This is a genomic window from Methanobacterium formicicum DSM 3637 (assembly GCF_000302455.1).
GTDB lineage: Archaea > Methanobacteriota > Methanobacteria > Methanobacteriales > Methanobacteriaceae > Methanobacterium > Methanobacterium formicicum_A.
This window is the reverse complement of the sequence record NZ_AMPO01000005.1, coordinates 57,983-73,230: the sequence shown is the minus strand read 5'-3', so window position 1 is coordinate 73,230 and position 15,248 is coordinate 57,983. Positions and strand designations below refer to the sequence as shown.

General features: G+C 35.0%; 9 protein-coding genes. All 9 read right to left on the bottom strand.

Going from position 1 to position 15,248, the window contains the following annotated elements; translation table 11 throughout:
* Window positions 1-84 precede the first annotated feature (84 nt).
* Entirely contained in the window at window positions 85-5,586 is a 5,502-nt protein-coding gene (locus A994_RS06710; protein WP_004030632.1) for a beta strand repeat-containing protein, read from the bottom strand.
* A 442-nt stretch (window positions 5,587-6,028) separates the two neighbouring features.
* A complete protein-coding gene (locus A994_RS06705) occupies window positions 6,029-6,904 on the bottom strand; it encodes a glycosyltransferase family 2 protein (protein ID WP_004030631.1) in 876 nt (291 codons plus the stop codon).
* A gap of 155 nt (window positions 6,905-7,059) precedes the next feature.
* On the bottom strand, window positions 7,060-7,809 hold the full coding sequence (locus A994_RS06700) for a glycosyltransferase (protein WP_004030630.1): 750 nt from the start codon (window positions 7,807-7,809) through the stop codon (window positions 7,060-7,062).
* 20 nt (window positions 7,810-7,829) lie between these two features.
* Window positions 7,830-8,750 (bottom strand): UbiA family prenyltransferase, encoded by a 921-nt coding sequence (locus tag A994_RS06695; protein ID WP_004030629.1) that lies wholly within the window; start codon window positions 8,748-8,750, stop codon window positions 7,830-7,832.
* Window positions 8,751-9,089: 339 nt separating this feature from the next.
* Window positions 9,090-10,064 (bottom strand): carotenoid biosynthesis protein, encoded by a 975-nt coding sequence (locus tag A994_RS06690; protein ID WP_237739712.1) that lies wholly within the window; start codon window positions 10,062-10,064, stop codon window positions 9,090-9,092.
* A 51-nt stretch (window positions 10,065-10,115) separates the two neighbouring features.
* On the bottom strand, window positions 10,116-11,030 hold the full coding sequence (locus A994_RS06685; RefSeq protein ID WP_048204130.1) for a carotenoid biosynthesis protein: 915 nt from the start codon (window positions 11,028-11,030) through the stop codon (window positions 10,116-10,118).
* Between the two features lie 275 nt (window positions 11,031-11,305).
* Window positions 11,306-12,025 carry a carotenoid biosynthesis protein gene (locus tag A994_RS06680; RefSeq protein WP_237739711.1) on the bottom strand — a complete coding sequence of 240 codons (720 nt, stop codon included), beginning with the start codon at window positions 12,023-12,025 and terminating at the stop codon, window positions 11,306-11,308.
* Between the two features lie 288 nt (window positions 12,026-12,313).
* The gene (locus A994_RS06675; RefSeq protein WP_004030625.1) at window positions 12,314-13,750 is read right to left on the bottom strand and encodes a flippase; all 1,437 of its coding nucleotides are present in this window, start codon (window positions 13,748-13,750) and stop codon (window positions 12,314-12,316) included.
* A gap of 733 nt (window positions 13,751-14,483) precedes the next feature.
* Window positions 14,484-15,248 carry an ABC transporter permease gene (locus A994_RS06670; protein ID WP_004030624.1) on the bottom strand — a complete coding sequence of 255 codons (765 nt, stop codon included), beginning with the start codon at window positions 15,246-15,248 and terminating at the stop codon, window positions 14,484-14,486.

Below are 15,248 nucleotides of genomic sequence, written 5' to 3'. Positions count from 1 at the left end.
AAGGAGAAAATAAAAGGAAAAAGAAAAAAATTCCCGGACTTGTGGAAACTAAAGGGAATTTTCAAATTCCTATTTTTCAAATTTTTAGGTAATAGTTACCAGTTTAGTCACTGTCATATCATCCAGGGTAGCTGTAACAGTAGCAGTACCACTAACTGTACCTGCATTTAATGTAGTAGTTGCTATACCATTGATTATGTTAGAATTGGTGATGCTTCCATGAGTAGTGGTGAAACTCACTTCTCCAGTATAGGGCACTACACCACTTACACTGGCACCAGTATTATCATGTAAAAGATCAACGGTTATGGTGGAACTTCCACCCCGTGGAATGTTCACTGGATTAGCGGTGATTGATAATACTATCCATTTAGTAGTGTTAACTGTACTGGTGACCCTTCCTGCAGTCAGGATATCATGAGATGTGAAGTTTTCACCCCACCAATTATTATTAGCATCAAACGTTCCACTGCTACTATAAATGTCCATTCCAGTGTTATCGGTTATTCTTGAATAATTCACCCCATAATTTCCGCCATAATTGTATATAACTGACCCATATCCAGTAGTTGCAGTGTTACCCGTGTAAGTATTCCTGGTTTCAGTGGTGGTTCCCCCATCATTGAAAATTGCCCCACCCTTACTTGCCATATTCTGGGTGAAATTAGTGTTGGTATCATTCAAATTACCACCACCATTGTAGATAGCTCCACCAGAACCAGTTGCATTGTTACCGTTGAAGGTAGTGTTGTTTAAGACGATTACTGCACAGTTGAAGATGGCACCACCATGGTATGCTTGGTTACTGATGAAGTTACTGTTTAAATTTAATGTACCAATGTTGTAGATAGCTCCACCCGCATTGGTTGCAGTGTTACTGTTGAATGTGTTATCTCCACTTAGGTCGGCCACGTTGTAGATTGCTCCTCCATTGATTGCGGTGTTATTATGGAAAGTGGTGAGAGATTCAGTTACTGTTGCATAATTATAGATTGCTCCACCACAACCATTACTGGCAGTGTTACCGGTGAAGGTGTTGTTTGTTTCACCTATAACATTATTGTTATAGATTGCTCCCCCATTACCAGTAGTTGCTGTGTTTCCAGTGTATGTATTGTTTATTTCGGTTAAATTTCCACTGTAATCATTGAAAACTGCACCACCATTGATTCCTGAGTTCTGGGTGAAGTTACTGCCAGATACATTTAAATTACCCGCGTTGTAGATTGCTCCACCAGAACCAGTTACATTGTTAGCAGTGAATCGGGAGTTATTTAAAAGGTTTGACGTGCTTAAACCACAATTAAACACTGCTCCACCATAAGCTGCCTGGTTACCATTGAAGGTGCTGCTTACATTTAAAACACCAATATTCCAGATTGCCCCACCCTCTTTGGTTGCGGTGTTACCGGTGAAGGTGCTGTTACCGGTTAAGTTACCATTGTTGTAGATGGCCCCCCCATTGGTGGTTGCAGTGTTACCACTATAAGTGTTGTTTGTTTCAGTTGAAACTGCACCAACATCGTTGAAAACTGCTCCCCCATAGGTTGCTGCGTTCTGGGTGAAATTACTACCAGTTACATTGAAGGTACTGCTGCTGCTGACGTAAATAACTCCCCCCAGGTTAGTGGCACTGTTACCATTTAAACTGCAATTTGATAAAATAATGTTACCCCCATCATTGAATATAGCCCCACCATAAGCTGCCTGGTTTGAAGTGTATTTACTGCGAGTATCAGTTATAGTACTACCTCCACAGTTATAGATTGCTCCTCCCAGGTTAGTTGCACTGTTTCCAGTGAATATACAGTTGGTTAAAGTACTTCCAGCCCCACCGTTAAAGAGTGCGCCACCATAATTTGCCTGGTTACCATTGAAGGTGCCTGATTCATTTAAAGTACCTATGTTGAATATGGATCCACCGTAAACTGCACGGTTACCAGTGAAAGTGCTATTACCGGTTAAAGTACCCATATTGTAGATGGCCCCTCCATTGACAGTTGCAGTGTTGTTATTATAGGTGTTGTTTGTTTCGGTTGAAACTCCACCAACATCATTGAAAATCGCCCCACCATAGGTTGCTGCATTCTGGGTGAAATTACTACCAGTTAAATTGAATATACTGCTGCTGCTGATGTAAATAACTCCCCCCAGGTTAGTGGCACTGTTAGCAGCGAAGTTGGAAGTTGATACAATCAGGGTCCCACCATCGTTGAATATAGCTCCACCATAAGCTGCAGTATTGTTATTAAATGTAGAGTTTGTGATATTAATTTTGCTACCAAAAAAGTTGTAGATGGCTCCACCAAGATTACTGGCAGTGTTTCGTATGAAGGTACAGTTTTCTATGATTAAATTACCGTAGTTGTAGATGGCACCACCATTTGCTCCCATACCATTTTCAATTAATAAATTTTCCAGATACAAGGTAACACCAGAATTAACAATTAATATCTGCATGTTACTACCATCTATTGTTGCTGTACCTCCATTAAGCACTTTGAAAATAAGATTTTTGTTAATGTTAAGACTGTTTTCAGTGAAAGTCTTGCCACTGGTCAGCATTATAGTATCGCCGGATAATGCGGCGTTAATAGCCTCGGCAATTGTCCCGTAACTTCCAATTAATATGTTATTTCGGTATATGAACACTGGTAATGACGAGTTTACTGCTATCATGGTTGAAACTGTTGTGTTATCAACGGTTGCAGATATAGTGGTGGAACCAGCTTTATTCGGACTGAAAATTGATTTTGCCACACCGTTAACCAGGGCAGTGCTTGTGGGGTTAAAACTTCCCTGGGTGGTGTTGAAAGTAGCCATCAGCCCACTGAAAATGTTTGCAGTGGTTGGACCATAGTAATTACCCTGATTATCATGTAACAGATCTGCAGTGACATTAGCCACATCATTCAATGAAATACTGTTAGGAATAGCAGTGATGGTTAAAACCAGCCACTTAGTTACAGTGCCTATTATCCTACCACTACTCTGGGGGTTGGTTCCCTGTAAATTTGATCCCCACCAGTTGAGTTCGGCATTTACTGAACCACCGGTGATATATATGTCTATTCCTGTGTTTGCGATTATTCTTGAATAATTCACAATTAAGTTACCGTTACTGTAGAATGCTCCACCCTTTTCAGCGGTGTTATTGCTGAAGTTACTGATAACAGCAGTTACGTTAGATTGTACTGTGTTGAATATAGCCCCACCATCATTGGTTGCACTGTTACTCTGGAAATTGACGTTTTCTAATATGGAAGTACCACCATTCCAAAGGGCTCCACCATTAAGTGCAGAATTATTGGAAAATAGTGAGTTTTTAAGATTTAAAGTATTGTTATAATTGTATATAGCCCCACCATAACCATTAGCGGCAGTGTTTCTATCAAAAATGTTGTAATTTATGGTTAAAGTGCCTTTATAGTTATATATAGCTCCACCATAACCATTAGCGGCTGAGTTACCTGTATAAGTGTTGTTGGTGGTGGTTGTGCTTGCACCATTATCATTGAAGAGTGCTCCACCAAAACCATTATTGGTTGCAGTGTTGTTGTTGAAGTTACAGTAACTTTGGATTATCATACCAGTGTTGTATATGGCACCGCCTTTGTTTGCTGTGTTACTGTTAAATGAATTATAACTTTCAGATATTAAACCTGTGTTGAATATTGCACCACCGGTTACAGTGGCAGTGTTGCCATTGAAGGTGTTACTGGTTTCTGTTAAATTACCAATGTTATTTGCCAGAGCTCCACCGATCATGGCAGAGTTATTGGTGTAAATGGTATTATATTGGGTTAAAATTCCCCCATCATTGAAAACAGCCCCACCATAACCGTTAGGTGCCTGGTTATTTATGAAAGTGTTATTGTTATCTGTTGATTTGACATTGGTAAATATTGCCCCACCAAAACCATAACCACCATCTCCATTAGGGGCTACACTGTTACCAGTGAAGGTACTGTTGGTGTTAGTACAGTTACCGTTGTTGTATATTGCCCCACCATAACCATGACTGGCATGGTTACTGGTGAAAGTGTTTTGTGTTTCATTTAAGATACCATTGAAGTTGTAAATAGCACCTCCAAATGCAGCTGTGTTCAGGGCAAAACTACTACCCGAAACCTCCACATTACCTGTACTGAAGATGGCCCCACCATCGTTAGTTGCAGTGTTACCATAGAATGTGCTGTTAATACATCTTAAATTACCCTGGTTATCAATGGCTCCCCCATTACTATTATTGGCAGTGTTACCCGTGAAGGTATTGTGAGTTTCCAGTACTGTCCCACTGTTGAATATGGCCCCACCATTAGCATGGGATGTGTTATTGTTAAAGGTGTTATTACTTTCGGTTAAAACTCCTATATTGTTGTAGATAGCACCCCCATTATCATTAGCAGTGTTATTGTTAAAGGTACTGTTTGAGATATTGGAAGTACCAATGCTGAGGATGGCTCCACCCAGATCACCTGCGTTGTTAGAGGTGAAGCTGCAGTTTACCGCCTCCAGAGTACTGCTGTAATAGTTCACCATTGCCCCGCCACTCCCACTTTGGGCCTGGTTACTGGTGAAAATATTATTGGTTTGACGTACTGTTCCGCCGTTGTTGTAGATAGCTCCACCGTTACTAGTTGCAATGTTACCATTGTAAGTGTTCCTGGTTTCGGTTATGGATCCACCATTGTTCATAACAGCTCCACCATTTACAGCAGTGTTACCGGTGAAGGTGTTGTTTGTAGTATTCAAATTGCTGACAGTGTAGATGGCACCACCCTGATTTGTGGCAGTGTTACTGGTAAAGGTACTTCCGGTTTCGGTTAAGCTAGCTCCGGCCTCGTTTATGATGGCTCCACCCAAACCATTTTTTGCAAGGTTACTGGCGAAGTTGTTGCCCGTTCCAGTCATAATACCCCCATTGTAGATGGCACCCCCATTACTATTGGCAGTGTTACTGGTAAAGGAGTTATTTGAGCCATTTATAAGGCCAATATTGTAAATGGCCCCCCCATAATTTGCAGTGTTACTGGTAAAGGTACAACGAGATAGAGTGATGGTTCCACCATTGTTAAAGATAGCCCCTCCCATAATTGCGTTGTTATTGATAAATCTGCAGTTGGTTAAAACTAAATTACCACCATTGTTATTGATTGCTGCACCATTCAGTGTTGTTTTCCCATTGGCAATGGTTAAATTGGTTATATTTAAACTTACTCCAGATGCAACGTTAAAAATTTTCCCCGCCTGATTCCCGTTTATTATGGTGTTATTTTGACTGGCCCCGACTATGCTCATGTTCTTGTTTATATTAATATTGTATTCATTGTAAGTTCCATCAGCCACGTACACAGTACCTCCACTTGCAACTGTAACAACCGCATTGGTCACCGTGGCTTTAGGTCCGTTTACACCACTGGTATAATTTACGTAAAACCCATTCCAGTTATCATTTCCCTGAGTATTTACATAAATTGTAGTGTTATTCGCTGCGCCTACTGCGTTTAATCCAAAAGAACCTATAAAAAGAAATGCTATTAAAAATAAACTCATTTTAACCATTAACTTATTGGTTTCATTCATCATCTTATCTCCTAATCCTTGAATCCTCTTATTTAGTATTATCTTAATCTTATTTCGTCTTATTTAGTGTTAATGGTAAGGAAAAACTAATTTAGAATTTTATTATGCTTTTTTAATGGTATGTATTCACATATATAAAGATAATTTAACTCCTTTTGTGACATGTTTCACAAAAATGTGTTATTGATAAAAGAAGTTATGATTAGAAATATTGGATAAAAATGGAAATTAATACATGAAAACTAATAAAAGACTGTATAAAAAGCTAATAAAAATAATGTATAACGGGTTTGTTAAAAAATATCGAAAAATGAAAAAGATTACGTCCAGATAATTCCATCATTAACTAGAAAACCCTTTTAAAAATAAAAACGAAAAATTAACTTGAAATTTAAAAGATTTTCTAATGGGTCATTCTATCCAATTACATTAAAATTTTTTATTATTTTATTCCATCACTTATTCCCTTAAAAAAAGGTTTTAACGCTTTTAATTCTTTATCATAGAATAGATAGATCCCTATCTTATACCATAGTTTGATAAAGAAAAAATAGATCAGAAAATTCCTGTAATGTTGTTTATCTAAATGTTTTTTCAAAAACCAGAACATGTTACGGGTCATCTGATATTCATGAAATCCGCTGATGGTCCGACTGGAAGATCTTACCTTGTGCCACATATTAGCTTGGGGGGCGTACAGTAACCTAAATCCTTCTTTACAGGCACGTACACACCAATCAGTTTCTTCAAAGTAAGCAAAATAGATTTCATCGAGATAACCAATTTTCTCGAACAATTCCCTCCGGGTAAACAATGCACATCCACTAACATAATCCACATCGGTTATGTCTTCATATTGTCCCAGGTCTATTTCGTCTCCTCCAAATAATCTAACATCACCAGTAAGCCAGTTTATTCTCCCACCACCAGCAGCCCATATTTTGTGGGGTTCATCATAATAGTAGATTTTAGGACCCACAACACCCCCATTTTTTTCATTTTCAAGGACTTTCAACAGCTCTTTTATCAGATTAGAATCAACTATAGTGTCATTATTAAGCAATAAAATATAATCGCCCTGGGAATGTTTTATACCTATATTGTTTCCCCTGGCAACCCCCAAATTCTCTTTATTTTTAATTAATTTAATCTCAGGATAATTCTCTTCTAAAATTTCACAAGAACCATCAGTTGAACCATTATCCACTACTATAATTTCATAATTGGAGTAATCCAACTTTTTAAGAGATTCCAAACACTCCAATAAAACTTCTTTACCATTCCAATTTAATGTAACTATTGAAACCAATTTTTCCAAGGGATTCACCTTTAAAAGGAAGTTTTAAATCAATTCCATGCTTTTAATGTGATTTGGTGATTAATTTGATAGAATTGTTAAACTATTAAACCGGATTATATTAGATTGAACTAGATTATACTGGATTAAATTATATTATTTTGTATTAAATCGGTTTATAAATTTTCAGAAACTATATCTAAAAATGTGTTGAACTTACGCCATAATGTCTTTCTTTGAAAATTCAAGCTTAATAAAGTACTCCAATTGTCCATAGTGGTGTAGATGAACAGGTAAGAATTTTTATGTTTTTTCAATATTTTTTTTAATGTACGGTAATATTCCTCATTATAAGATGAAATTCCATTGGATTTATGATATACAGTACTGGGAATAACATATGAATTTAATCCCCATTTTTTCATACTTAAACTGTAATCTACTGAATATAAATGCCAGTTATCGCAAACAGCTTCATCAAATTTAAAATCTTCAAAAACTTTTTTGGGAATAATTATTAAAACTTCATCCACAGTTTGAACTTTTTTTGGTTCAATAACCTGGAACCTGCCGGCAGGTTTGAAATTATCACCATGCATTACATTCGTCACCACTCCTCTACGGTTCAATTTACCTGCAACACCGACAATTCCAGTATCAGGTAATGATTCTAATATTTTCTCAAAATTTTCCAGTGTATCATCTGCACACAGAGCCACGTCTTGATGAACAAACATCAGATATTTTCCATTGGAAATCATACCCCCATGGTTTAAAGCTTCCGCAGCAGATTTAAAATGATTTTTTCGATTATCTAAAAGAATCAGTTCATATTCTTTTGTCTGGTGTTTCAAACTTTCGAGTAAAAATCTGTTTAAAATTTCTTCATCATTGTAAACACAGATAATCGAGATCATTTTTCTCATTTTACAAAAATTTTCACATTTTACAGATATTTGTCTGTGAATAAAATCCAGATAATAAAGAAGATTATCAATTCTGGAATATTCAATATTAAACAAGCATAGCCAATATAAAGTATTTTAGTAGTTATATAGGGCAAATCATTATAAAAAGTGTCTTTATTTATGTCATAATTATTCTTATGACCATATAAAATGGTTGATATAATTGCAATCAACGCTAATAAACCGAATACAACCGTTATAATAGAAGAACTAACAATTAAATTGATACTCATTAAAATGATCACAAATCCTATTATTAGTGTTAGGTATTCTATTATGGTAGAATTCTTTTTCCCAATTACCACCGCAAAGGTCTGGCAATTTGCGGATTTATCCATGTCATATTCTATTATGGTATGTTTGATTTCATGACCAAAATAAACAATGAATAGCCCTAATAATAATAAAATAGCTGAAAAATTGAAATAACTGAATTCAACCAGTAGGAGTAAGGGTGCTGCACAAAATAGGAGGAATGAAGCAACAGGCGGACCAAAAATTGTTTCTTTAAATCTTAATCTTAAACCACTGTAGGAAAAAGATAGAAACAAATATAATATGAAAATTATGTCCGATACGTAGGATTTATATAAAAGCAGAACTAAGAAAATGGACAAAATTACACATGCCCACATGCTTAATTTTACAGTTTTTTCAGAAACATCCCCCCGAGTTATTGGATTTTTAAATTCCGGATCCTGAGGTGCATCACAGATAGTATTATACATGAATAATCCTGCCATCACTGTTATAAACGGTGCTAATAAAAATAAAGAATAAAATGAAATATTAAACCCATTCATAAACAAAATAGCAAAAAATGGGAACGATGTAATTAAATACTGTTCATAGGGAAATTTTCTGGAAGACTCGTAAATTCCTGAAATATTCTTTAACATTATAACTCCTCTTTTAGTGTAATATTAACAGAGCAACTAAATATTAATCTTTATTATCACATACAAATTAACTAAACATTGATCTTTATTATAATATTAATAAAGTAACTTAACATAGATAAATTATATGTATTCTTATATCATGATTCATCGTTTTTCATGATTAAATGACATTTATGAAGTTCTTAAACAATTTCCTAGTTTTTACTATCATTATAAGTTATCATAAAGTAACATTTGATTTTGTGCTATTAAGTTGATATTTTTTCCATTTTCCAGGCCTTAGGAAGTGTAAGATATCCAGAAAATTTATTTAACAACCTCTTTTTTTGACTAACCTCATTTTTTTTGAATAACATAATATAAAAAAGGAAGTATTATAAAAGGCATCATGGTTGCAGCACCAATTAGAACATATTCAATATGGTTTAGTTCTATGGCAAAGGCCGCTTGTTGTATTAAATATAAAAAGTAAACTACAGGCGCGTAAGCGTACAACCCCATATTATGTGATGATTTTCCATCTCCTGGTTTAAATGATTCGTATAATCTGAATATAAATGTGGAAACAAATGTTATTAAAAACCATAATATGAAATTTCCTATTGGTATGCCAAAGTAGGGCCCTCCATTAACCCAAACCCACTGTTGAACCAGTGGTGAAACTGCCACTGGATCCATAATCATGTCCAGGTTCACGGCAATCATACCATCAATAACAGACAATAAAACTAAAAACCCCACTAAATACAATAAATTATGCTTATATCTGGGTTTTTCACCTCCAAAGCCATATATAAAGAAATTGGTAATGGTATAACAGATGTATATTATCACTGCCCATGAAATAGGTAGTAGGAGGGGAATTAGATTAAGTAACAACCCCGTTCCGGTGTAATAATAGTATTCACCAAACAAACCATATTTAACACATAAAATTTCTGATATGAACCCACTGAACCCTGCTAATAAGAAGAATATTAATGTTTTTTTATTTCCAACAAACTTTGAGGAATGTAATAAAGAAAAAGCAAGTGCTGCAAACATGTACACTGAACCCGCAAGAAGCAATATACTTGAATTAATAAAGTAGGAAATAGTTAAACTTATTATAGTTAACACAAACAGGATAAAAAGAATTTTTATTCCCTTATCTTTATTGATGTTAAGTGAATCTGCCAGGAACATTACTATTAGAGTTACTAACACAATGAAGGAACCAATTAATAAATTGATTGAAATCATATTTGCCTCCCCAACCAAATATATAATAATATTATCTTTTAAAGCATTTATACTTGGTTTAAAAACCACTTTGTTCTTTATTTTCTATCCTTTATTGAAGTTAAACTAACGTAACCACCTTCATGTCACTTTTTTGTGTTTCCGGATAAAAAATAAAATAAGTGGCACCATAACAAAAGGCATCATTGTTGCAGCACCAATTAGAACATATTCAATATTATTGGTACTGATAGCTTGTACTGAAGGTTGTAAGAAAAGTATTAAGTACAATGCAGGTGCGTAAACGTACAAACCCCTATTTGTTGGTGATTTACCATCTTCTGATTTAAATGATTCATATGATCGGAATATGAGGGTGGAGAAGAAAGTAAGAATAAACCATCCCCCGAAATTGCTGATTGGTATGCCGAAGTATGGTCCGCCATTTACCCATATCCACTGTTTAAGTTGTGGTGAAACTGCCACTGGATCCATAATCATGTCCAGGTTCACGGCAATCAAACCTCCAATTGCAGATAATAAAACTAAAACCCCCACCAAAAACAATAAATTATGTTCATATCGTGGTTTTTCTCCCCCAAACCCATATAAAAAGAGATTTGTGATGATATAACTGGAGTATATTATCACTGTCCAAGTTAGAGGAACTGTTATTGGAATTATGCCCAGTAACAAATCTGGAACGTTATAAAAGTATTCTCCAAATATACCATAGTTAACACCTGCAAATTCAAATATCAAACCAAATGAACCTGCAATTAAGATGAATATTAAGGTTTTTTTATTTCCAAGTACCCTGGATGAATGCAATATCACGAAGGAAAAGGCTGCAAACATGTACATAGACCCGATAAAGATAAACAAACTGTAATGATTGATGTATGAGACAATAGTACATATTAAGGTTAATACTAAAAAAACAAAGAGAATTTGTATCCATCTATCTTTATTAAGATGTATGGAATCTGCAAATAATGCTATTAATATCGTTACCAATACAATGAAGGAACCAGCTAATAAATTGAGGGAAATCATACTTGCCTCCAAAACTTGAAAATATTTACATTAATCTTAAATGGTTTAATTTAATGGAATCAATAATAATGTTAATTTATTTAATTTTCTTCTATGAATTTTTCATCCATTCAGATTTAGATTCATCTGTAATTTTTTCCGGATAAAGTCCAGAATTCACATTTAATTTATTTAACTGATTTAGAGTTCATATTATGAATATCTAAACTGATAATATTAAGCAGATCTTTATATCCACCTGATAATTATCGAAGTTCGTTTGATTATTCATTTGATTATCCGGAGTTCATTCTTTTCATGACCACATATAACAAAATGGGGAGTATTATGAATGGAATCATACAGGTAGCAGCGATTAACACGTATCCTATATAATTTAAGGTAATGGCATGTGCAGATTGTTGTAAGAAATACAGAAAATACAAGGCGGGTGCATACGCGTATAAATTAAGATTAGGGGTAGAACTTTCTTTTTTAAATGTAAATGATTCATACAATCTGAATAGCAAAGTAATAAAGAAAGTAACAGCAAACCATCCTATGAAATTGCTGATGGGTATGCCGAAGTATGGTCCACCATCTATCCAGACCCACTGCTGAATTAGTGGTGAAACTGCCACTGGATCCATTATCATGTCCAGGTTCACAGCGATTAAACCATCAATGGCAGATAGTAAAACTAAAAATCCCACTAAAAACAATAAATTATGATTATATCGTGGTTTTTCACCCCCAAAACCATATAAGAACAGATTTGTGATGGTATATGAAATGTACACGATCACTGCCCATGATAAGGGAAGTAATAGTGGGACCAGGTTAAATAACAGTCCAGTCCCAGTGTAATAGTAGTTTCCAAATATCCAGCCATATTTAACACCTAAAATTTCAGCGGTTAAACTGAATAGAGCGGCTATGGTTATGAACAGAAATGTTTTCTTGTTTCCAAGTACCTTTGAAGAGTGCATTATTATAAAAGCGAATGCTACGTACATGTAGAGGGAGCCTATAATAAATATATTGGTTGAATAGTTATAATATGATATTATCAGGCTTATTATGGTTAAAATCAGTAAAAAAAAGAGAAATTTCATCCCTTTTTCTTTATTAAGATGTAACTGTTTTGCAAATATGGTTACTAAGATGGTTATTAGGATTATAATTGTGCCCAGTAACAGGTTAATGGAAATTTCAACCCCTCCTATATGATTATGAGCATGTCTACAATAAGTATGTTGTTGCAATTAAGATCTGATGCTTGATCTATATATAATACTTGTTATTCAGCCTCTTATTTGTTTGATAATATTAATATCCTCTTCATCTATCGCTCTGGTTATAAATAGAGACACTATGTAAACTATCACCGCTAAGAATATTAATAAGAATAATTCCATGTAATTGAAGAATAATAAGAATATGGCCATTATTAAACCAGAGATAATTACCCTGGCAAAATCATTTAAGATTTGTTTCTTATTTAAAAGCATGTTGCTGCTGCTGGCTGTGATAAATACCAGTATAATCATGGAAAGTTCAGTTAGTACAGTGTTAAAACTGGCTGCAATGAAACTAAATTTGGGAATTAAGATCAGGTTAAGGATTATATTAATTATCATGCCCAAAAATGCTATTTTGTTTAGGGTCATCTGTTTATCTGCTGATATGAATAAAGAAACATAGCTTGAATAAATAAAGGTAATTACAGTAGCCCATACCAAAATTTGAAGGGCAATGGCAGAATCTGCATAGGCATTTCCAAATAACAGGATGATTATGTCTTTGGCCAGGAAGGTAACTCCAATACCAATGGGAATACCAACGATGATCATAACCTTTAAATATTTTTCCACCAGTTTGTTTAAGGAATCCCCACCTGAATCATACATTTTTGACATTACAGGGAAGATTGCGGCATTCATCACAAATGGAACAAATAATAAAACTGTTATGATCCTGTAAGCAGCATTGTACAATCCCACTGCTTCATTATTCACCATGAATGAGAGCATGACACTATCTATCCATATGTAAATAGTCGAAAATACCCCTATTAACCCGAACTGAAGGGCAATGACTATGCTGGTCTTCCAGAACTCGAAATCAAATTCCATTTTTGGAAAAGGGAATTTGAATTTACTGGTTGAAATGTACAGATAATAAAGCAATATCAACCCATTTACCAGAGCATAAAGAGCTGATATCCAAATCAAGCCGGAATTGTAGTTTATGAGGATTACGACACCGATAAACATCAGGATACTGTTTAAAACATTGGCAATTGATTGGTATTCCAGTTTCTCGTAGGCCTGGAATATTGAAAAGAATACTCCACAGAAGGTGGTGAATATTAAGGATAAAAGTAAAAAATATATAACGTACAATTCAGACTGAGGATATCCGAGATTATTTATAATAACCACGGTAAAAATTACCACAACGATTGATAATAATAATTTGATGGATATGGTATTTTTTAAATATTTACTGGTTAATGATTTGTCTTTAGCCACTTCTCGTGTCATTAAAGTGGTTAAACCTAAGTCACAGAAGACCGTTAATATGCTGGTGAGTGCTAAAGCAAAAGATAGCACTCCAAAATTTTCAACCCCCAAGTATCTAATCAAGTAGATGGAATAAATAAACGCAATAAAATAACCCAATATTTGGGAAACAAAGAGAGACCCGATGTTCTTGGCTAATTTCTGTATTGCATTCATGTTAATCATTTAAGTTTAGCTATTGATTTTATCAGGTTGATTTAATTTATCATGATGATTGAAGTTTCTGGGAGTCTGATGAAAAAAAGTTATTTAGTGGGAAGTATTTGTTTAAATTATTTTATTTAAATTCTCATTATTCTTCTTAATATAATAATCCCTAACCTCCGCCAATCTTGGTGTGTTAAGAATTTTATCTACTAAATAAATGTATATGAACACCCATACTTAAATTTAACTGTTAAAAATCCCCATACCAATTAATCAAACAAAAATAGAAATGTATTTTTAGAAATAAAGTAATTAAAAGTTTATTAAACTCGTGCAATTAAAAAGACAATTATTTTTTCCAAAAAGGAAAATCTAAGACCATAAACTATTATTCTTCATTTTTTATAAGATAACATGGCCCAACAAAACATGAACTACCACTTATTTACATTATATCTCCACAAATCACCTTTAAAATATCAGCACCGGCATTCACAACATTACCCGAGTATCCTGCTAGAAACAGGAATATTAAAAGAAGTAATTTCCCATTGCAGTTCCTAAAGCAAGTCAAAGCTCTGGGTGGTGACAGTTATACTGGATGTGAGAGATCAACCCCGTTATGTGAAGTCATTTAAAATAAAAAAGAAAAATTAGATTTAAATTTTAAAAAAAATATTCCAGAAGGATTATTCCCCAAGAGATACCCCAGAGAAATACTCCCAGAGAATATCCTGAATTCCTACATCAAACTTTGCTCTTTTTTGCTGAATATAAAGGCAGATATCAGGATCATCAGCACTGCAAAGATAGCAACCACAACAACACTTACATACAATGGAAGTACTGATTGATGAAGAATTATACTCCTCAGGGCATCCACCCCATAAGTTAAGGGATTAATATAGACTGCTACCTGTAGCCAGCTGGGAAGTCCGGTTATAGGGAACAATGCTCCACTTAAAAGGAATATGGGCATTACAATGAAGCTCATGATGAGGTTGAAACCTTCCATACTGTCGGTGAAGGATGCTATCAAAAGTCCCATACCGGATAGGCCTAATGCAATGAGGATTATAACCCCTATGGATTCCAGGAGAATGGGGATGGTCATGGGTACACTGACCACAAATGATAGGAACAGCAATATTATTCCCTGGATAAGGGCTGTAGTACTGATTCCAATGGCTTTCCCCAGGACAATTGAAGGCCGGGATATGGGGGCCACTAAAATCTCCTTCAAGAATCCAAACTGCCGGTCCTGTATCACTGAAAGTCCAGAAAATACCGAAGTGAAAAGTATGGTCTGGGCAATGATTCCAGGGAATATGAATGCCTGATATCCACCGGCCATGTTCCCGAATCTTATGGCGGAACCTAACCCTGTTCCGAATATCAGTAGCCACAAGAGGGGTGTTACCACTGAAGTCAGTATACGTGACCGGTAACGGAGGAATCTTTTGTTTTCCCTGAGCCAGATGGTGTAAATTCCCTCAAGTTCTGCCAT

Coding starts and splice junctions, on each gene's coding strand:
- A994_RS06670 (WP_004030624.1), bottom strand. CDS start 15,248: ATGGCAGAACTTGAGGGAATTTACACCATCTGGCTCAGGGAAAACAAA.
- A994_RS06685 (WP_048204130.1), bottom strand. CDS start 11,030: ATGATTTCCCTCAATTTATTAGCTGGTTCCTTCATTGTATTGGTAACG.
- A994_RS06695 (WP_004030629.1), bottom strand. CDS start 8,750: ATGTTAAAGAATATTTCAGGAATTTACGAGTCTTCCAGAAAATTTCCC.
- A994_RS06700 (WP_004030630.1), bottom strand. CDS start 7,809: ATGAGAAAAATGATCTCGATTATCTGTGTTTACAATGATGAAGAAATT.
- A994_RS06675 (WP_004030625.1), bottom strand. CDS start 13,750: ATGAATGCAATACAGAAATTAGCCAAGAACATCGGGTCTCTCTTTGTT.
- A994_RS06710 (WP_004030632.1), bottom strand. CDS start 5,586: ATGAATGAAACCAATAAGTTAATGGTTAAAATGAGTTTATTTTTAATA.
- A994_RS06680 (WP_237739711.1), bottom strand. CDS start 12,025: ATGTACGTAGCATTCGCTTTTATAATAATGCACTCTTCAAAGGTACTT.